At 58.9% G+C, this 19364-nt stretch carries 20 protein-coding genes and 1 riboswitch; of the genes, 11 read left to right on the top strand and 9 right to left on the bottom strand.

Annotated elements, in window-relative coordinates; translation table 11 throughout:
- The first annotated feature begins 7 nt into the window (after positions 1–7).
- Together INF73_RS00270 and INF73_RS00265 are read left to right on the top strand one after the other, a co-directional pair.
- Entirely contained in the window at positions 8–997 is a 990-nt protein-coding gene (locus INF73_RS00270; RefSeq protein ID WP_193541548.1) for a fimbrial protein, read from the top strand.
- A gap of 5 nt (positions 998–1002) precedes the next feature.
- The gene (locus INF73_RS00265; protein ID WP_045259961.1) at positions 1003–1506 is read left to right on the top strand and encodes a fimbrial protein; all 504 of its coding nucleotides are present in this window, start codon (positions 1003–1005) and stop codon (positions 1504–1506) included.
- Here the strand turns inward: INF73_RS00265 and dinG are convergent.
- Positions 1493–3670, bottom strand: coding sequence for an ATP-dependent DNA helicase DinG (gene dinG, locus INF73_RS00260; RefSeq protein WP_193541550.1), 2178 nt, complete (start codon positions 3668–3670; stop codon positions 1493–1495). The genes INF73_RS00265 and dinG overlap by 14 nt on opposite strands.
- 97 nt (positions 3671–3767) lie before the next feature.
- The gene (gene rhlE / locus INF73_RS00255; protein ID WP_193541552.1) at positions 3768–5150 is read right to left on the bottom strand and encodes an ATP-dependent RNA helicase RhlE; all 1383 of its coding nucleotides are present in this window, start codon (positions 5148–5150) and stop codon (positions 3768–3770) included.
- Positions 5151–5355: 205 nt separating this feature from the next.
- Here rhlE and cecR point away from each other — a divergent pair, with 205 nt between their 5' ends.
- From cecR to INF73_RS00230, 5 genes are read left to right on the top strand one after another with little or no spacing between them, the layout of a single operon-like run.
- The gene (gene cecR, locus INF73_RS00250) at positions 5356–6030 is read left to right on the top strand and encodes a transcriptional regulator CecR (protein ID WP_028012433.1); all 675 of its coding nucleotides are present in this window, start codon (positions 5356–5358) and stop codon (positions 6028–6030) included.
- Positions 6030–7025, top strand: coding sequence for a secretion protein HlyD (gene hlyD, locus INF73_RS00245; protein WP_193541585.1), 996 nt, complete (start codon positions 6030–6032; stop codon positions 7023–7025). The genes cecR and hlyD overlap by 1 nt, the downstream gene beginning before the upstream one ends.
- Complete coding sequence (locus tag INF73_RS00240) at positions 7018–8757, top strand: ATP-binding cassette domain-containing protein (RefSeq protein ID WP_041910725.1); 1740 nt, start codon at positions 7018–7020, stop codon at positions 8755–8757. The genes hlyD and INF73_RS00240 overlap by 8 nt, the downstream gene beginning before the upstream one ends.
- A complete protein-coding gene (locus INF73_RS00235; RefSeq protein ID WP_193050325.1) occupies positions 8747–9880 on the top strand; it encodes an ABC transporter permease in 1134 nt (377 codons plus the stop codon). The genes INF73_RS00240 and INF73_RS00235 overlap by 11 nt, the downstream gene beginning before the upstream one ends.
- Positions 9881–9889: 9 nt before the next feature.
- A complete protein-coding gene (locus INF73_RS00230; RefSeq protein ID WP_193541554.1) occupies positions 9890–10996 on the top strand; it encodes an ABC transporter permease in 1107 nt (368 codons plus the stop codon).
- Here INF73_RS00230 and INF73_RS00225 read toward each other — a convergent pair.
- Positions 10958–11368: a YbhQ family protein gene (locus tag INF73_RS00225; RefSeq protein WP_028012428.1), complete on the bottom strand. Its 411-nt coding sequence runs from the start codon at positions 11366–11368 to the stop codon at positions 10958–10960. The genes INF73_RS00230 and INF73_RS00225 overlap by 39 nt on opposite strands.
- Positions 11369–11501: 133 nt before the next feature.
- On the opposite strand from INF73_RS00225, the gene INF73_RS00220 reads away from it, so the two are divergent.
- The 3 genes from INF73_RS00220 to INF73_RS00210 are packed head-to-tail and all read left to right on the top strand — an operon-like array spanning position 11502 to position 14460.
- Positions 11502–12263 carry an endonuclease/exonuclease/phosphatase family protein gene (locus INF73_RS00220; protein ID WP_028012427.1) on the top strand — a complete coding sequence of 254 codons (762 nt, stop codon included), beginning with the start codon at positions 11502–11504 and terminating at the stop codon, positions 12261–12263.
- A complete protein-coding gene (gene clsB / locus INF73_RS00215; protein ID WP_045259955.1) occupies positions 12260–13498 on the top strand; it encodes a cardiolipin synthase ClsB in 1239 nt (412 codons plus the stop codon). The genes INF73_RS00220 and clsB overlap by 4 nt, the downstream gene beginning before the upstream one ends.
- Positions 13498–14460, top strand: coding sequence for a YbhN family protein (locus INF73_RS00210; RefSeq protein ID WP_028012425.1), 963 nt, complete (start codon positions 13498–13500; stop codon positions 14458–14460). Before clsB ends, INF73_RS00210 begins: the two co-directional genes overlap by 1 nt.
- Positions 14461–14565: 105 nt before the next feature.
- Here the strand turns inward: INF73_RS00210 and INF73_RS00205 are convergent, their stop codons facing one another.
- The 6 genes from INF73_RS00205 to moaA form a co-directional block, all read right to left on the bottom strand.
- On the bottom strand, positions 14566–15273 hold the full coding sequence (locus tag INF73_RS00205; RefSeq protein WP_010428846.1) for a Bax inhibitor-1/YccA family protein: 708 nt from the start codon (positions 15271–15273) through the stop codon (positions 14566–14568).
- Between the two features lie 66 nt (positions 15274–15339).
- The gene (moaE, locus tag INF73_RS00200; protein WP_028012424.1) at positions 15340–15792 is read right to left on the bottom strand and encodes a molybdopterin synthase catalytic subunit MoaE; all 453 of its coding nucleotides are present in this window, start codon (positions 15790–15792) and stop codon (positions 15340–15342) included.
- Position 15793: 1 nt separating this feature from the next.
- On the bottom strand, positions 15794–16039 hold the full coding sequence (moaD, locus tag INF73_RS00195) for a molybdopterin synthase sulfur carrier subunit (protein WP_045259953.1): 246 nt from the start codon (positions 16037–16039) through the stop codon (positions 15794–15796).
- Positions 16032–16517 (bottom strand): cyclic pyranopterin monophosphate synthase MoaC, encoded by a 486-nt coding sequence (gene moaC, locus INF73_RS00190; protein ID WP_008501142.1) that lies wholly within the window; start codon positions 16515–16517, stop codon positions 16032–16034. The genes moaD and moaC overlap by 8 nt, the downstream gene beginning before the upstream one ends.
- Positions 16518–16520: 3 nt before the next feature.
- Entirely contained in the window at positions 16521–17033 is a 513-nt protein-coding gene (moaB, locus tag INF73_RS00185) for a molybdenum cofactor biosynthesis protein B (protein ID WP_028012422.1), read from the bottom strand.
- A gap of 24 nt (positions 17034–17057) precedes the next feature.
- On the bottom strand, positions 17058–18047 hold the full coding sequence (gene moaA, locus INF73_RS00180) for a GTP 3',8-cyclase MoaA (protein ID WP_088204427.1): 990 nt from the start codon (positions 18045–18047) through the stop codon (positions 17058–17060).
- Positions 18035–18168: riboswitch (molybdenum cofactor riboswitch) on the bottom strand. Its footprint overlaps the gene before it by 13 nt.
- A gap of 225 nt (positions 18169–18393) precedes the next feature.
- Here moaA and yvcK point away from each other — a divergent pair.
- Positions 18394–19302, top strand: coding sequence for a uridine diphosphate-N-acetylglucosamine-binding protein YvcK (gene yvcK, locus INF73_RS00175; RefSeq protein WP_028012420.1), 909 nt, complete (start codon positions 18394–18396; stop codon positions 19300–19302).
- The last annotated feature ends 62 nt before the right edge of the window (positions 19303–19364 follow it).

Here is a 19364-nt window from a genome sequence, read left to right as displayed (position 1 = left end):
AACGACTATGCAAATGATAAAACAGTGCTTTTTCTTACTGATTCTGGGCACCGCGGCGTTATTTATGCCGCATGCGAAGGCTGGCTGCACTACGCCGGATATGCCGAAAATGATCAACGTTGCCACCATTTCGGTCCCGACGACGCTGGCAGTAGGCGCTACCATTCCCGGGACGGAGCAGACTGTACACGTCGCGGGTAACTGCAACTCTCCTTACGAGAGCGGGCTGGAAATCATCTCCTGCTATTACGGAAGTGGTTCGGAGATCCCCGGGTTGACCGGCGTTTATGACACAGGCGTGCCTGGAGTCGGCATTGCCTTAAAGAACGACCAGGGCCAGCGCATTTCAGGTGGGGGAAAGGTCGCCTGCGATTCCCGCAGTACGCCCATCGGCTATGTCTCGAACGATGGATACCTATCGTTTGATTTTAACGTCACGCTTGAGCTGGTTAAAACCAGTGATGTGGTACAGTCCGGCACGCTGCTTCAGGCGCAAACAGAGTTCGGTATTGGCGTATATGGCTACGACGGCATTGGTTCACCCAATGTTATCGCCTACGCAGGAAACGTTAACTTCCAGAACGTCACCTGCTCCGTCTCCCCAAAAAACCTGACCATTAATCTGGGCAACTTCCCGGTCAGCGATTTTGTCAGCGTGGGGATGCTATCCAGCCCGGCGCAAAACTTTGACGTGACGGTGAACTGCAACAGCAACGTGCAGCCTGAAGTGAAGATCACCAGTTCAAATGGTTATGAACCGGGGTCAGATGGGGTGATCAAACTCACCCAGCAGCCGGGCATGGCTACCGGCGTCGGGGTCAGAATGCTGTTTGACAACCATCCTGCCACCTTTGATACCTACGTGAACACCCAAAGCCAGGCCATCGCCAACCAGACGCTGGCGATCCCGTTTGAGGTTCGCTACGAACAAACCAGTGATGTCGTGACGCCAGGCCCCGCCAATACCGTCGCCACCGTTACCCTCGCTTATAAGTGACGCTCATGAAAAAGACAGCTCTGATGCTGGCGCTGGGCCTGATAGCCCAGGCCCACGCCGATGATATTGAGATCCAGATGACAGGGAATATTTACGCCAACACCTGCGTCATTGACAGCGCCAGCCGCAACCTGACGGTGGATTTAGGTCAGGCGGTATCAGGTAATTTTAAAGATGTAGGGGATACCGGGGAGTGGAAAGATTTTTCGCTCTCGGTGTCGCACTGTCCCGCCACGCTGGCGCTTGCCACGGCCTATTTCTACGGCCAGGCAGACAGCGTACACCCGACAAAATTCGCCAACACCGGCAGCGCGAAGGGGCTGGCGCTGGAGCTGGCCGACCGTCAGGACAAGATCCTGATCGCCCCGCAGGCGGCATTTAACGTGCCGATTAACCCGGCTGACCACACGGCCACGTTTCCGCTCTCCGCCCGCTATTACGCCACGTCTATGCCCGTCTCCGCAGGCACGTTCAGCAGCGTGGTGCAGGTGACCTTTACTTACCAGTAGGACCGCGCTCCTTAGCACGGATGCTTTTCCTGCGCCCGGCGGCCAGTTTTGCCGGGCGTTTTTTTACCTCCGGCACCTCCGGCTGTTCGATCGGGAAGATCGGCAGCGCGTTCAGCAGCCGCTGGCCGTAATTTTTGGTGAGCAGACGTTTATCATAGATCACCACCTCTCCCCAGCAGCCGTGGCTACGAATAAGACGCCCCACCTGCTGAATCAGGTTAAACGACGCCGCAGGCAGGCTCTGCACCTCAAACGGATAGCGGTTGAGGCTTTTCAGCCACTCGCCCTCGGTGATCACCACCGGGCTGTCGATGGGCGGAAAGGCGATCTTATGGATATGCACCTGCGTCAGGTAATCTCCCTTCAAATCCAGCCCTTCGGCAAAGGACTGTAGCCCCACCAGCACGCTGCGCTCGCCGTTATCAATACGTTTGCGGTGCGTTTCGACCAGCCGGTAACGGGGCTGGTCGCCCTGCACCAGCAGGAGTAAACGCAGGTCGGTGACGTGCTCCAGGAAGCGCTGCATCGCCCGCCCGCTGGCAAACAGCACCAGCATGCCGGGATATTTTTTACTTTCGACCTGCTCGCGGAAGTAGGCCGCCATCTCCGCAATGTGCTGCTCTTCGTTGTCGATAAGCGGCTCGTATTTCATGCGTGGAATGACCAGCTTGCCCTGCTCGCAGTGGTTGAACGGCGAGTCCAGCGCCACAAAACGATCGCCCGCTTTCTCCTTCAGGCCGCTCATCTCCTGCAACCGTGAAAAGCTGTTCAGAGAGCGCAGGGTCGCGGAGGTCACCACCACGTGCGGCACGCTGCGCCAGATCAGCTTTTCCAGCTGATCGGCCACGCGGATGCCCACGCAGTGGAAAAAGAGGTGAACCTGCCCGTCGCGCACCTCGCGGGTGGCCCATTTGGTGACCGGCGCGCCCGACGCCTGCGCCATCGAGGCCAGCCGCCAGAGCTTGCTCTGCGCCTCAAACATCCCCAGCGCGCGGTTCATTTGCAGCAGGATGCGGTGCAGCCGCACCACGTCGTGCGAGCCAGTTTTCTCGCTGAGGTCGTTCAGGAACATCTCCGCCAGCCCGCGCAGCTTTTCCAGATGCTTCGCCAGCTGCTGGCAGATCTCCATCACCTCTTCCGGCAGCTCGCCCATCGCAAAGCGGTGTTCCGCCTCCTGGGCTGCCGGAAGATAAAGATTCAGAATGTTGTTCAGAGACGAGATGAGGCCGTAAACCTCTTCGCAGTGGTCGCTCAGACGCTCCGGTACCGCCAGCGGCGGCGTGGTTTTCGGGCGGAACTGCTCCATGCAGGTCGCAACCAGTTTGCAGAACAGATCCAGCTGAAGTCGGAACCACGGAGCGGTAATTTCGGCGCTCATCTCCAGCGCGTCCCGCGCCACGTCGGGCAGATGGTGGCCTTCGTCGAGCACCAGCAGCAGGTTTTTCGGCTCCGGCAGCACCGCTTCGCTCTCCAGCGCGGCCATCACCAGCGCGTGGTTGGCGACAACCACCTCCGCCTCCTGGATCTCGCGCCGGGCGACGAAGAACGGGCACTCCCGGTAGTAGTGACAGTTGCGGTTCAGGCAGCTTGCTTTATCGGTGCTGAGCCTGCGCCACAGGTCATCGCTAATCGCCAGGCTGGTGTGATCCCGCAGGCCGTCCCACTTATAGCCGTCGAGCTCGGCTTTCAGCTTTGCGCACTGCTCCTGCTCGGCTTTGTTGTTTGGCGTCAGCTCGTCATCCAGAAAGGCGAGCAGATCCTGCTGCGAGGGCTCGCTGCTGGCCAGCGCCGCCAGGTTACGCGGACAGACGTAGCGCCCGCGCCCAAAGGCGGCGGTGAAGCGGAGATCGGGGATGATTTTGCGCAGCAGCGGCAAATCTTTGCTGAAGATCTGATCCTGCAAGGCCACGTTCGCAGTGCTGACCACCAGCGTTTTGTCCTCTTCCCGCGCGATGGCGATGCCGGGAATAAGATACGACAGGGTTTTCCCGACGCCGGTCGGGGCTTCAATCGCAAGATGTCGCCCGTCGTCCCCGGCGAGCGTTTTTGCCACGTCGGCAATCATCTGCCGCTGCGGCGCTCGGGGGATAAAATCGGGGATCTGCTGCTGTAGCGCCTTATACCAGGCGCCGATTTGCGCTTTCAGCGCCGCGGTTAAAGCCATTGGAAAACCTGAAATACTGTATAAACAGCCACTATTCTGGCACTTTCTCTTCGCAGCCGCAAAAAGAAAAGCCCGGCTTTACGACCGGGCTTCCAGATTACTGCGGGTTAGCAGGCTTGCGCGGGCGGCGTCGGCGCTGCCCCTCGCCTGCCGGTTTACCTTCACCGCTGCGCCACGGGCTTTCACCGGCCGGCTTGCCGTCGTTATTACGACGCGGCGGTTTGCCGGATGACTTCGGCGCGCCGCCTTCAGCACGACGCGGCTGCTGGCCGCGACCACCGCCGCCCTGACCGCGACCACCACCCTGACGACCGTTCTGAATCGGCTCGGCTTTGATGGACGGGTCCACTTCATAGCCCGGGGTTTCGATGCGCGGGATCTCTTTCTTCAGCAGGCGTTCGATGTCGCGCAGCAGCTTGTGCTCGTCCACGCAGACCAGAGAGAGCGCCTCACCTGTTGCCGCCGCACGGCCGGTACGACCGATACGGTGAACGTAGTCTTCCGGGACGTTTGGCAGCTCGTAGTTCACCACGTGCGGCAGCTCTTCAATATCGAGGCCACGGGCAGCGATGTCGGTCGCCACCAGCACGCGGATGTCGCCGGACTTGAAGTCCGCCAGCGCGCGGGTACGCGCGCCCTGGCTCTTGTTACCGTGGATCGCCGCGCTGCGGATGCCGTCTTTATTCAGCTGTTCCGCCAGGTGGTTCGCGCCGTGCTTGGTGCGGGTAAAGACCAGCACCTGCTGCCAGTTGCCCTGACCGATCATCTGGGAGAGAAGCTCCCGCTTGCGCTTTTTATCCACAAAGTGAACGTGCTGCGTCACCTGCTCGGAAGCGGTGTTGCGGCGCGCCACTTCCACTTCCAGCGGGTTATGCAGCAGCTTTTCCGCCAGCGCCTTGATCTCATCGGAGAAGGTCGCGGAGAAGAGCAGGTTCTGGCGACGCGGCGGCAGCTTCGCCAGCACGCGACGAATATCATGAATGAAGCCCATATCGAGCATGCGGTCGGCTTCGTCCAGCACCAGAATTTCAATGCTGTCGAGCTTCAACGCGTTCTGGTGTTCCAGATCCAGCAGACGGCCCGGCGTTGCCACCAGCACGTCCACGCCGCCGCGCAGCTTCATCATCTGCGGGTTAATGCTCACGCCACCGAAAACCACAAGCGAGCGAATGTTGAGATAGCGGCTGTACTCACGCACGTTCTCGCCAATCTGGGCTGCCAGCTCGCGGGTTGGGGTGAGGATCAGCGCGCGCACCGGACGACGGCCTTTGGCGTGCGGCTGGTTTTTTACCAGCAGCTCTAACAGCGGCAGGGTAAAGCCCGCGGTTTTACCGGTGCCGGTCTGGGCGCTGGCCATCAGGTCACGGCCCTGAAGCACGGCCGGAATAGCCTGCTGCTGGATAGGGGTTGGCTCAACGTAGCCCTGCTCTGCGATCGCGCGCAGAATTTCCGGGTTCAGGCCAAGGGAATCAAAAGACATAAAAACTCCGAACCGCCCCGACCATCACAGGTGTAGTTTTCAGGGAGATATCACGAATAGAAGGACAAAAACCACAATGTCGCGAAGGTGCGGAGTGTAGCAGCTTTTGTGACGTGGCGCATAAAATATCCCTGTCGTATCCCTCGACGATTTAGCGATTCAGGTATAATTTTAATCAATCGATTGATTAATTTTTAATGCCGACATGAATACGACACCGACGACAACCAAAGGTGAACAGGCCAAAAGCCAGCTTATCGCCGCCGCGCTGGCGCAGTTTGGCGAGTATGGCCTGCATGCCACCACGCGGGATATCGCCGCCCAGGCCGGGCAAAACATCGCGGCCATTACCTACTATTTTGGCTCAAAAGAGGATTTATACCTCGCCTGCGCCCAGTGGATTGCCGATTTTATTGGCAACAATTTTCGCCCGCACGTTGAGGAGGCCACCGCGCTGCTGAGCCAGCCGACGCCGGATCGTACCGCTATCAGGCAACTTATTCTCAATGCCTGCCACAATATGATCCGCCTGCTGACGCACGACGATACGCTCAACCTGAGCAAATTTATCTCCCGCGAGCAGCTCTCCCCCACTGCCGCTTATCAGCTGGTACACGATCAGGTGATTGCCCCGATGCACACCCATCTGACCCGGCTGATTGCCGCCTACACCGGGCGGGACGCCAGCGATACCGACACCATTTTGCATACCCACGCCCTGCTGGGCGAAATTCTCGCCTTCCGTCTGGGGCGTGAAACCATCCTGTTACGCACGGGCTGGGCACAATTCGATGAGGATAAAGCCGCGCAGATTAGCCAGGTCATCACCTGTCATCTCGATCTGATCCTGCAAGGCTTAACGCAAAGGAGCCTGAAGTGATGAAAAAACCTGTCGCCATCGTTCTGGTGGTTGTTGTTTTGCTTGCCGCGGGAATCGGTGGCTGGCTGTGGTATCAGAGCCAGCAGGATCGGGGCCTGACGCTGTACGGTAACGTGGATATTCGCACGGTGAATATGAGCTTCCGCGTCGGCGGACGTCTCGCCTCGCTGAGCGTTGACGAAGGCGATGCCATCAAAGCCGGGCAGACGCTGGGCGTACTGGATAAAGCCCCCTTTGAGAACGCGCTGATGCAGGCAAAAGCCGGCGTCTCCGTCGCCCAGGCGCAGTATGACCTGATGCTGGCGGGCTATCGCGATGAGGAGATTGCCCAGGCCGCTGCCGCCGTTAAGCAGGCCAAAGCCGCCTACGACTACGCGCAGAACTTCTATAGCCGCCAGCAGGGACTGTGGAAAAGCCGCACCATTTCCGCCAACGATCTGGAAAACGCGCGGTCATCCCGCGACCAGGCGCAGGCGACGCTGAAATCCGCGCAGGATAAATTAAGCCAGTACCGCTCCGGTAACCGCGAGCAGGACATCGCCCAGGCGAAGGCCAGCCTCGAGCAGGCGCAGGCGCAACTGGCTCAGGCGGAGCTGGATCTGCGCGACACTATCTTAACCGCCCCGTCTGACGGCACGCTGATGACCCGCGCGGTAGAGCCGGGCAGCATGCTCAGCGCGGGCAGTACCGTCTTGACGCTGTCCTTAACCCGTCCGGTATGGGTGCGGGCTTACATTGATGAGCCGAATCTCGGCCAGATGCAGCCGGGCCGCGAGCTGCTGCTCTATACCGACGGTCGCCCGGACAAGCCGTATCACGGCAAAGTGGGCTTTGTCTCCCCTACCGCCGAATTCACCCCGAAAACGGTAGAAACGCCGGATCTGCGTACCGACCTCGTGTACCGCCTGCGCATCATCGTCACCGACGCGGACGACGCGCTGCGTCAGGGCATGCCTGTTACCGTGACCTTAAACGACGGGGAACGACATGAATGATGCGGTTATCCAGCTCAATAATCTGGTCAAACGCTTCCCCGGAATGGATAAACCGGCGGTCGCGCCGCTGAACTGCACCATTCAGAAAGGCTACGTGACCGGACTGGTGGGCCCGGACGGCGCGGGCAAAACCACGCTGATGCGGATGCTGGCGGGGCTGCTGAAGCCGGATGAAGGCTCGGCCAGCGTGCTTGGCCTTGACCCGATAAAAGACGACGGCGCGCTCCACGCCATGCTCGGTTATATGCCGCAGAAGTTTGGCCTGTACGAAGATCTGACGGTGATGGAGAACCTCAATCTGTACGCCGACCTGCGCAGCGTCACCGGTGAAACCCGGCAGAAAACCTTCGCCCGACTGCTCGAATTTACCTCCCTCGGCCCGTTCACCGACCGGCTGGCGGGCAAGCTTTCCGGCGGGATGAAGCAGAAGCTGGGGCTGGCCTGTACGCTGGTGGGCGAACCAAAAGTGCTACTGCTCGATGAGCCCGGCGTCGGCGTGGACCCGATTTCCCGCCGCGAGCTGTGGCAGATGGTGCACGAGCTGGCGGGCGACGGAATGCTGATCCTCTGGAGCACCTCCTACCTCGACGAGGCCGAGCAGTGCCGGGACGTGCTGCTGATGAACGAGGGCGAACTGCTCTATCAGGGCGAACCGACCGAGCTGACGCACACCATGGCCGGGCGCAGTTTTCTTCTGCACAGCCCGCAGGAGTCCAACCGCAGGCTGCTGCAGCGGGTGCTGAAGCTGCCGCAGGTGAGCGACGGGATGATTCAGGGCCGCTCGGTGCGCGTGATCCTCAAAAAAGAGGCCACCGTCGACGATATTCGCCGTGCGCCGGGCATGCCTGAGATTGAAATGGACGAGACCGCCCCGCGCTTTGAAGATGCGTTTATCGACCTGCTGGGCGGTGCAGGCACGTCGGAATCGCCCCTTGGCGCGATCCTGCACACGGTGGAAGGCACGCCGGGCGAAACGGTGATCGAAGCAAAATCGCTCACCAAAAAGTTCGGGGACTTCGCCGCCACCGACAACGTCAACTTTGCGGTGAAGCGCGGCGAGATATTTGGCCTGCTCGGGCCGAACGGCGCGGGAAAATCGACCACCTTTAAGATGATGTGCGGCCTGCTGGTGCCGACGTCCGGCAAGGCGCTGGTGCTGGACATGGATCTTAAAGTCAGCTCCGGAAAGGCGCGCCAGCATCTCGGCTATATGGCGCAGAAGTTCTCGCTGTACGGCAACCTGACAGTCGAGCAGAATCTGCGCTTTTTCTCTGGGGTGTACGGCCTGCGCGGGCGGGCGCAGAATGAAAAAATCCGCCGCATGAGCGACGCCTTCGGGTTAACGAATATTGCGTCCCACGCCACCGACGAGCTGCCGCTCGGCTTTAAGCAGCGGCTGGCCCTGGCCTGCTCGTTGATGCACGAGCCGGATATCCTGTTTCTTGATGAACCCACGTCAGGCGTCGATCCCCTCACCCGCCGCGAGTTCTGGCTGCATATCAATAGCATGGTGGAAAAAGGCGTGACCGTGATGGTCACCACCCACTTTATGGATGAGGCGGAATACTGCGACCGCATCGGGCTGGTCTATCGCGGCAAGCTGATTGCCCACGGCACGCCGGACGACCTGAAAGCGCAGGCCGCCGACGACGCACAGCCAGACCCGACCATGGAGCAGGCGTTTATCACCCTCATCCACGACTGGGATAAGGAGAATGCTCATGCGCAGTAACGCCCTTTCCTGGCGCCGGGTGCGCGCCCTGTGCATCAAAGAGACGCGGCAGATCGTGCGCGATCCCAGCAGCTGGCTGATTGCGGTGGTGATCCCCCTGCTGCTGCTGTTTATCTTTGGCTACGGCATTAACCTCGACTCCAGCAAGCTGCGGGTCGGTGTTTTGCTGGAGCAGCAGAGCGAAGAGGCGCTGGACTTCACCCACGCCATGACCGGCTCACCCTACATTGACGCCACCGTCAGCGACAACCGGCAGGAACTGATTCAGAAAATGCAGGCTGGGAAAATTCGCGGCCTGATCGTCATCCCGGTGGATTTCGCCGCCAACATGGCGCGCCCGGGCGCCGATGCGCCGATTCAGGTGATTACCGACGGCAGCGAGCCGAACACCGCCAATTTCGTGCAGGGCTATGCGGAGGGGATCTGGCAGCTCTGGCAGATGCAGCGCGCCGAAGACCGGGGCGAGACGTTTGAACCGCTCATCGATGTGCAGACGCGCTACTGGTTTAACCCCGCCGCCATCAGCCAGCACTTTATTATTCCGGGGGCGGTGACCATCATTATGACGGTGATTGGCGCGATCCTCACCTCGCTGGTCATCGCCCGCGAGTGGGAGCGCGGCACTATGGAGGCGCTGCTCTCCACCGAGGTGACGCGGGTTGAGCTGCTGCTGTGCAAGCTCATCCCCTACTACTTCCTCGGCATGCTGGCGATGCTGCTCTGCATGCTGGTCGCGGTCTTTATTCTTGGCGTGCCGTACCGCGGCTCGCTGGTGGTACTGTTCTTTATCACCAGCCTGTTTTTGCTCAGCACGCTGGGGATGGGGCTGCTCATCTCCACCATCACCCGCAACCAGTTTAACGCCGCGCAGGTGGCGCTGAACGCCGCTTTCCTGCCATCGATTATGCTCTCCGGTTTTATCTTCCAGATAGACAGCATGCCGGCGGTGATCCGCGCCGTGACCTACATCATTCCGGCGCGCTACTTCGTGAGCACGCTGCAGAGCCTGTTCCTGGCGGGGAATATTCCGGTGGTGCTGATTATCAATACCCTGTTTTTGCTGGCGTCGGCGGTGATGTTTATCGGGTTGACGTGGCTGAAAACCAAACGGCGACTGGATTAAGGAGCGCACATGTTTCACCGCTTATGGACATTGATCCGCAAAGAGCTGCAGTCCCTGCTGCGCGAGCCGCAAACCCGCGCCATTCTGGTGCTGCCGGTGCTGCTTCAGGTTTTATTGTTCCCGTTTGCCGCCACCCTTGAGGTAACTAACGCCACCATTGCCATTTATAATGAAGACAACGGCAAACACGCCGTCGAGCTGACGCAGCGTTTTGCCCGGGCGAAAGCCTTTACCCACATCCTGCTGCTGAAAAGCCCGCAGGAGATCCAGCCCACTATCGACACGCAAAAAGCGCTGCTGCTGGTGCGTTTCCCGGCGGAATTCTCCCGCAATCTGGACACCTTCCAGACCGCGCCGATGCAGCTGATCCTCGACGGGCGCAACTCCAACAGCGCCCAGATAGCGGCCAACTACCTGCAGCAGATAGTGAAGGAGTATCAGCAGGAGCTGATGGAGGGCAAACCGAAGCCCAATAACAGCGAGCTGGTGGTGCGCAACTGGTACAACCCGAATCTGGACTACAAGTGGTTTGTGGTGCCGTCGCTGATCGCCATGATCACCACCATCGGGGTGATGATCGTGACCTCTCTGTCCGTGGCCCGCGAGCGCGAACAGGGCACGCTGGATCAGCTGCTGGTTTCCCCGCTCGCCACCTGGCAGATTTTCGTCGGCAAAGCGGTACCGGCGCTGATCGTCGCCACCTTCCAGGCCACCATCGTGCTGGGAGTGGGAATTTGGGCCTACGAGATCCCGTTCGCCGGATCGCTGGCGCTGTTTTACTTCACGATGGTGATTTACGGGCTGTCGCTGGTGGGGTTTGGGCTGCTGATTTCAGCGCTCTGCTCCACGCAGCAGCAGGCATTTATCGGGGTATTCGTCTTTATGATGCCGGCGATTCTGCTCTCCGGGTACGTGTCGCCCGTCGAGAACATGCCGGTGTGGCTGCAGGATTTAACGTGGATAAACCCGATTCGACACTTTACGGATATCACCAAGCAGATCTATCTGAAGGATGCGAGTCTGGACATTGTCTGGGGAAGTTTGTGGCCGCTACTGGTCATAGCGGCCACGACGGGGTCAGTGGCCTATGCGATGTTTAGACGCAACATTGCGTAGCTTTTTCTCTTTAGTGAGCAGCGACACTACCGCTGGCCCTGCAAGGATTGCCAGACCCGCGAGGGCCAGCAGCAGGTTGTTTTGCAGCACGCGTGACAGCAGCCACAGCACGATCATCGCGGCACCAAAGTACCAGGTGGTGGTGAGCTCTTCGAGCACATCACCCACCTCGCGCCAGCGCGCGTCATGGTGGCGCTGTAAGAACAGCATCGACAGCACGGTGACGCCATAGAGGACGCATAGCCCTAAGCCAACACGCACCAGCGTGCCGCTCATTAAGCCCATCACCAGTACGGCCACGACCAGTAAATGCAACATTATCTGCCAGCAACTCAAACCCGTTGCGACACGAACACGTTGTTGCCACTTCATGGCTTCTCTCCTGAAGGATTTTTCTCTGCTTAATCAGACTACCGCACTTTACGGAAAATTCCGTAACGCCGCATCTTTTTGTGACGCCGACTACACTTTATTTTCATCGGGATAGTCACCCAGGAAGGTGTTTATGAGCAAAAAAACGCAGCATTTCTCGCTTAAGGTGCTGACGATAAACATTCATAAGGGCTTCACAGCATTTAACCGCCGCTTCATTTTACCGGAGCTGCGCGACGCGGTACGCACCGTCAGCGCGGACATTGTCTGCCTGCAGGAGGTGATGGGCGCGCACGAGGTACACCCCATGCATTTCGAAAACTGGCCCGATACGCCGCACTATGAATTCCTGGCCGACACCATGTGGAGCGATTACGCTTACGGCCGCAATGCGGTCTATCCGGAAGGCCATCACGGTAATGCGGTGCTGTCGCGTTTTCCTATAGAACATTATGAGAACCGGGACGTTTCCGTCGGGGAGAGCGAAAAGCGCGGGCTGCTTTACTGCCGCATCACGCCGCCGGAACTTGACGTTCCGGTTCACGTGGGCTGCGTTCACCTGGGACTGCGTGAAGCCCACCGCCAGGCGCAGCTGCAGATGCTGGCGGACTGGGCCAATGCGCTGCCGGAAGGCGAACCCGTGGTGGTCGCCGGGGATTTTAACGACTGGCGGCAGCGCGCCAACCATCCGCTGAAGGTCAAAGCGGGACTGGAGGAAATTTTCACCCGGGCACATGGTCGTCCCGCACGGACGTTTCCGGTGCGCTTCCCCCTGCTGCGCCTGGACCGCATCTACGTGAAAAATGCGCATGCCAGCAGCCCGACGGCGCTGGCGTTACTGAACTGGCGACATCTTTCCGACCATGCCCCGCTGAGCGCGGAGATCCACTTATGAAATGCACCTGGCAGGAAGGTAACCGTATTACGCTGCTGGAAAACGGCGATAACTTTTATCCGGCGGTCTTTGAGGCGATTAGCCACGCACAGCAGAAAGTCTACCTTGAAACGTTTATCTGGTTTGAAGACGACGTTGGCAGGCAGCTGCACAGCGTACTGCTGCATGCCGCCCGGCGCGGGATAAAAATCGAGGCGCTGCTCGATGGATATGGCTCGCCGGATCTTAGCGATGAATTTGTTAACGAGCTCACCGCCGCCGGCGTGGTGTTCCGCTATTACGATCCCGGTCCGCGTCTGTTCGGCATGCGCACCAACCTGTTCCGGCGCATGCACCGCAAAATAGTCGTAGTGGACGAAACGGTGGCGTTCGTGGGCGGCATTAACTACTCCGCCGAGCATATGTCGGATTACGGCCCGGAGGCCAAGCAGGACTACGCGATCCGCATTGAGGGACCGGTAGTTCAGGACATCCAGCTGTTCGTGCTGGAAAACTTGCCCGGTAAAGAGGCCGCTCGCCGCTGGTGGCGACGCCGTCATCGCCCGGAAGAGAACCGCAAGCCCGGCGAAGCGCAGGCGCTGTTTGTCTGGCGGGACAACGAGGAGCATCGGGACGATATTGAACGTCATTACCTGAAGATGCTGGCCAATGCGAAGCGCGAAGTGATTATCGCCAACGCCTATTTCTTCCCCGGCTACCGTATTCTGCACGCCATGCGCAACGCGGCCCGACGCGGCGTGAGCGTTAAACTGATTGTGCAGGGCGAGCCGGATATGCCGATTGTGAAGGTGGGCGCGCGCCTGCTCTACCGCTACCTGGTGAAAAGCGGCGTGCAGATATATGAATACCGCCGCCGCCCGCTGCACGGCAAAGTGGCCGTCATGGATGACCACTGGGCAACCGTCGGCTCCAGTAACCTCGATCCGCTGAGCCTGTCGCTTAACCTGGAAGCGAACCTGATCATCCACGACCGTCAGTTTAACCAGACCCTGCGGGATAACCTTCAGGGACTTATCCATAAGGACTGCGTACGGGTGGATGAGTCCATGGTGCCGAAACGGAGCTGGTGGAACGTTGGCATCGGCGTGGTGGTGTTCCACTTCCTGCGCCACTTCCCGGCGATGGTCGGCTGGCTGCCGGCGCATACGCCAAAGCTGGCGCAGGTTGATCCGCCGGTACAACCTGAAATGGAAACCCAGGACCGCGTTGAAGCGGAAGATGGAGGCAAACCCTGATGTCAAAATCTCATCCTCGCTGGCGGCTGGCGAAAAAAATCCTCACCTGGGTATTCTTTATCGCGGTCGCTGTACTGCTGGTGGTCTACGCGCAGAAAGTGGACTGGGAAGAGGTGTGGAAGGTTATCCGAAACTATAACCGGCTGGTGCTGCTGGGCGCCGTAGGGCTGGTTATCGTCAGCTACCTGATGTACGGCTGCTACGACCTGCTCGGTCGCGCCTACTGCGGCCACAAGCTGGCTAAACGTCAGGTGATGCTGGTGTCGTTTATCTGCTACGCCTTCAACCTGACGCTGAGCACCTGGGTGGGCGGCATCGGCATGCGCTATCGCCTGTACTCGCGTCTCGGATTACCGGGCGGAACCATCACCCGCATTTTCTCGCTGAGTATTACCACCAACTGGCTGGGGTATATCCTGCTGGGTGGAGTGATTTTCACCATCGGCGTGGTGCAGCTGCCCGCGCACTGGTATATCGACGAGGCCACGCTGCGCATTCTCGGCATCGTGCTGCTGCTGATCATCGCCGTGTATCTGTGGGCCTGCGCCTTTGCCAAACGCCGCCATATGACCATTAAAGGGCAGAAACTGGTACTGCCGTCGTGGAAGTTCGCGGTGCTGCAGATGGCGGTATCCAGCGCCAACTGGATGGCGATGGGTGCAATCATCTGGCTATTGATTGGCGAGGACGTGAACTACTTCTTCGTGCTGGGCGTGCTGCTGGTGAGCAGTATCGCCGGGGTTATCGTGCATATTCCGGCGGGAATTGGTGTGCTGGAGGCGGTGTTTATCGCGCTGCTGGCCGGAGAACATGTTTCACAGGGGACGATTATTGCCGCCCTGCTCGCCTACCGCATGCTCTATTACTTCCTGCCGCTGGCGCTGGCAACGGTCTGTTATCTGGTGCTGGAGAGCCGGGCGAAAAAGTTACGGGCGAAAAATGAGAAGGCAATGGCGAAATAAAAGCAAAACGGCAACTTTGTTGCCGTTTTTAGTGTTTGTTCCCTCTCCCGTGGGAGAGGGTCAAGGTGAGGGCACCAGACCGCACCGCCACCCAGCAAAGCAACCTCAGCGACGGTTGCCGAAAATCCGCAGCAGCATCAGGAACAGGTTGATAAAGTCCAGATAGAGCGTCAGCGCACCCAGAATCGAGTATTTGCGCAGGTTGGAACTGTCGCGCACGTCGATCTGCTCGCCGATGTTTTTCAGCTTCTGAGTGTCGTAGGCCGTCAAGCCAACGAAGACCACCACCCCGATATAGGTCACGGCCCACATCAGCGCGTCGCTCTTCAGCCACAGGTTCACCAGCGATGCCAGCACAATCCCGATCAGCCCCATAAACAGCATATTACCTAAGCCGCTCAGGTCACGTTTGGTGGTGTAACCGTACAGGCTCATCACGCCGAACATCCCGCCGGTCACCACGAAGGTGCTGGCGATGGAGGAGTAGGTGTAGACGATGAAAATGCTGGAGAGCGTCAAACCGGTCAGCGCCGAATAGAGCATAAACAGCGTGGTCGCCATTCCGGCACTGAGTTTCTGCACCAGGCCGGAAAGCACAAACACCAGCGCCAGCTGTGCGATAATCAGCCCAAAGAAGGTGATTTTGCTGGAGAAGATAAACATCATCAGCTCAGGCGTGTTCGCCGCATACCACGCGATAAACGCGGTAAGCAGCAGGCCGACCGTCATCCAGCCGTACACCTGCGCCATATACGTCTGCAGCCCGCTACGGGTCTGCTGTACTATTGAATCGGAACGCGGAAATCGGTCCATGATTCACTCCTGATTAAGGTTAAGAAGAGACACACACATTAAGAGTAACACATCCACGTAAACCGACTACCAACGGCTGGCGGCCTGTTTATCGCTGTCGCGAGATTCCACCCAGCGATCACCTTCCGGCGTGGCTTCGCGCTTCCAGAACGGCGCTTTGGTTTTGAGGTAATCCATAATGAACTCCCCTGCCGCAAAGGCGCTGCCGCGGTGCGCGCTGGTCACGCCGACAAAGACAATCTCTTCGCCGGGCCACATCTCGCCGATGCGGTGGATCACCGTGACCCGCCCGAGCGGCCAGCGGCCTCGCGCTTCATCCACAATTGCCGCCAGCGATTTTTCCGTCATGCCCGGATAGTGCTCCAGCGTCAGCGCTTTTACGCTGTCGCCGAGATTGTGGTTACGCACTTTACCGGTGAACGTAACGACCGCGCCGTCTTCATCGCGCTCCGCCAGCCAGTCATATTCTGTACCGACGTTAAAGCGCTCGGGACCGACCAGAATTCGGGTTTCAGCCATCTTAGCCCCCTGTGACCGGCGGGAAGAAGGCCACTTCATCCCCTTCAGTCAGCGGGTGGGTGAACTCCACCAGCGTCTGGTTAACGGCCGCCAGCAGCTTGCCTTCGTCGAGCGCCAGCGCCCAGCGGTCGCTTTGTGCCGCCAGGTGCGCGCGCAGGGCGGCGACGTTTTCAAAAGAGGCGTCCAGCGTCAGGCTGTCGGTATTGACCAGCTCACGCACCTGGGCGAAAAAGAGCACCTTAATCATGGCTGTCCACCTTAAAATCACCGGATTTGCCGCCGCTTTTCGCCAGCAGACGAACCGGGCCAATCACCATATCTTTCTGCACCGCTTTGCACATGTCGTAGATGGTCAGCGCGGCGACGGAGGCCGCCGTCAGGGCTTCCATCTCCACGCCGGTTTTGCCGGTTAAGCGGCAGAGGGACTCAATACGCACGCGGTTGTGCTCCGGCTGCGCCTGCAGGTTCACTTCCACCTTGCTTAGCATCAGCGGATGGCAGAGCGGGATGAGGTCCCAGGTCCGTTTTGCAGCCTGAATACCGGCGATGCGGGCGGTGGCAAAGACGTCGCCCTTATGGTGACTGCCGTCGATAATCATCGCTAGCGTCTCCGGCAGCATGGTGACGAATGCCTCAGCACGCGCCTCGCGCACCGTTTCGGCCTTGGCGGAGACATCCACCATATGCGCTTCGCCAGCGGCGTTAATGTGGGTCAGTTGTGACATAGTTTACTTCTTCAAATGGGGATGAAAATTACACGGACGGGTACGGGCATCCAACTGCGGGGCAATAATATTTTCCCATGCGGTGCGGCAGGCTTTGGTCGAGCCCGGCATGGCGAAAATCAGCGTGTTGTTTGCCACGCCGGCCACCGCGCGCGACTGCAGCGTGGAGGTGCCAATCTCTTCAAAGGAGAGCATGCGGAACACTTCGCCGAAGCCTTCTACCTCGCGGTCAAACAGCGGGATCAGCGCCTCGGGGGCCTGATCGCCCGCGGTAAAGCCGGTGCCGCCGGTGATCAGCACCACCTGCACCTCAGCACTGGCGATCCACTGAGAGACCTGCGCGCGAATGGCGTAGCGGTTCTCTTTCACAATCGCTTTATCGACAATGGTATGCCCCGCGTCATGGGCCGCCTCACGCAGCCAGTGGCCGGAGGTATCATCCTCTTCTCCACGGCGGTCGGAAACGGTAAGAATAGCAATGCGTGTCGGGATAAATTCTGCGCTGACCTGACTCATCTTCTGGTTCCTTCTAAAGACTGATTACCCGCCGATGTAGGACAGGTTCTGAGTAATGCCGGTATTGCCCTGATGCAGGAAGTGGGTCTGCTTTTTGTGCGTCAGCGCTTCAGAAATGCGCGCTTCAAGCGCGGCCTGCTGCGCATCGTCTTCCAGCAGATCGCGAAGATCCACGCCACCGTCGCCAAACAGGCAGAGATGGAGTTTGCCGACGGAAGAGACGCGCAGGCGGTTGCAGCTGGCGCAGAAGTCTTTCTCATAGGGCATGATCAGGCCAATTTCGCCTTCGTAATCCGGGTGACAAAAGACCTGTGCCGGGCCGTCGCTGCGCTGGCGGATCTGGTGGATCCAGCCGCGTTTCAGCAGCTCGTCGCGCAACACCATGCCGGAAATATGGTGGCGGCGGAACAGTTCGCTGCCCTCGCCCGTTTCCATCAGCTCGATAAAACGCAGTTGAATGGGACGGGATTTAATCCACGCCAGAAAGGTATCGAGCTGATGATGGTTAACGTCGCGCATCAGCACCGTGTTGACTTTGACCTTTTCGAACCCGGCGGTAAACGCCGCATCGATGCCGTCCATCACCTGGCGGAACTTGTCCTGACCGGTAATGGCGTGAAACTGCCGGGCATCAAGGCTGTCCACGCTGACGTTGATCGCGGTTAAGCCAGCGTCGCGCCAGGTGGCCACGTCACGCGCCATGCGGTAACCGTTGGTGGTCACCGCGATCTGGCGGATGCGTTCGTTTTCGCGTACGGCGGCAATGATGTCGGGGAAATCGCGGCGCAGGGAGGGTTCTCCACCGGTCAGACGGACTTTTTCGGTACCGAGCTCCGAGAACGCACGCGTGACGCGGCGCACTTCATCCACGGAGAGAAAGCCATTATTGGTGACGCTGCCCGGCTTGTAGCCATCGGGCAGGCAGTAGGTGCAACGGAAGTTGCACACATCGGTAATCGACAGACGCAAGTAGTAAAACTTACGCGCGAAAGCATCAGTAAGTTGTGAAGCCATGTACACCTTTCCAGATCGGGAGGCACAGTCATTTCTTTCTGTACCCTGGTGGCAAATCCGCCACGGCCAAGGCGCCATATCATTCGACACAGGCGCCAGGGCTAGAGTGTATGTTTTCAGTTTTGAAAACGTGGTTATGGCGATAGTAGCGTGGAAATCGACACTCCGCCATTGTCGCTTTTCGCTATATAATTATGTATATAGCGATTCAGTCCTGCATTTTCGCTACAGAATACCTAAAAACCGCATTTTCGCATTGATATACGTCATTTTGCATTGGGTGAGGCATCGTCTTTTGGGGGTAGTTAGGTTACTGTTACGCGATCGAACGTGATAAGGAATACGTATGCGCAATCGCACTTTTGCGGATCTTGACCGAGTGGTCGCTCTTGGCGGAGGCCACGGCCTGGGCCGCGTCATGTCCTCTTTGTCGTCACTGGGCTCACGGCTGACAGGGATAGTGACAACCACCGACAACGGCGGCTCAACCGGGCGGATCAGGCGGGCTGAAGGCGGCATTGCCTGGGGAGATATGCGCAACTGCCTGAACCAGTTAATTACCGAGCCGAGCGTCGCGTCGGCGATGTTTGAGTACCGTTTTGGCGGCAATGGCGAACTTTCCGGGCATAACCTCGGAAATCTGATGTTAAAGGCGCTGGATCACCTGAGCGTACGGCCTCTGGAAGCCATCAACTTAATCCGTAATCTGCTCAAGGTGGATGCATTCCTGATCCCCATGTCTGAACAACCGGTTGACTTGATGGCAATCGATGCCGAAGGGCATGAAGTTTACGGCGAGGTGAATATTGACCAGCTCCTCCTGCCGCCAACGGAGTTGATGACCTATCCGAGCGTGCCCGCCACGCGAGAAGCGGTGGAGGCCATTGGTGAAGCGGATCTTATCCTGATCGGTCCAGGCAGTTTTTATACCAGCCTGATGCCCATTCTGCTGGTAAAAGAGCTGGCGCAGGCGCTGCGTCGCACCCCTGCCCCGATGGTCTATATCGGTAACCTGGGCCGTGAGCTGAGCCCGGCAGCGGCGAGCCTGTCGCTGGCGGACAAGCTGGACCTGATGGAGCAGTACGTCGGTAAGAAAATTATCGACGGTGTCGTGGTTGGGCCAAAAGTGGATGTGACAGGGATTGGCGATCGCGTGGTGGTGCAGGAGCCGCTGGAAGCCAGCGATATTAAATATCGTCACGACCGCCACCTGCTGCGCGAGGCGCTGGAGAAAGCGATTCAGGCGTTGGGTTAGGTTCGCTTTGTGCGGCCTGATGCCCTCACCCCAGCCCTCTCCCACGGGGAGAGGGGAATACA

Source organism: Enterobacter cloacae complex sp. P6RS (genome assembly GCF_014982245.1).
GTDB classification, from domain to species: domain Bacteria; phylum Pseudomonadota; class Gammaproteobacteria; order Enterobacterales; family Enterobacteriaceae; genus Enterobacter; species Enterobacter bugandensis.
This window is presented reverse-complemented; position numbering and strand designations above follow the sequence as displayed.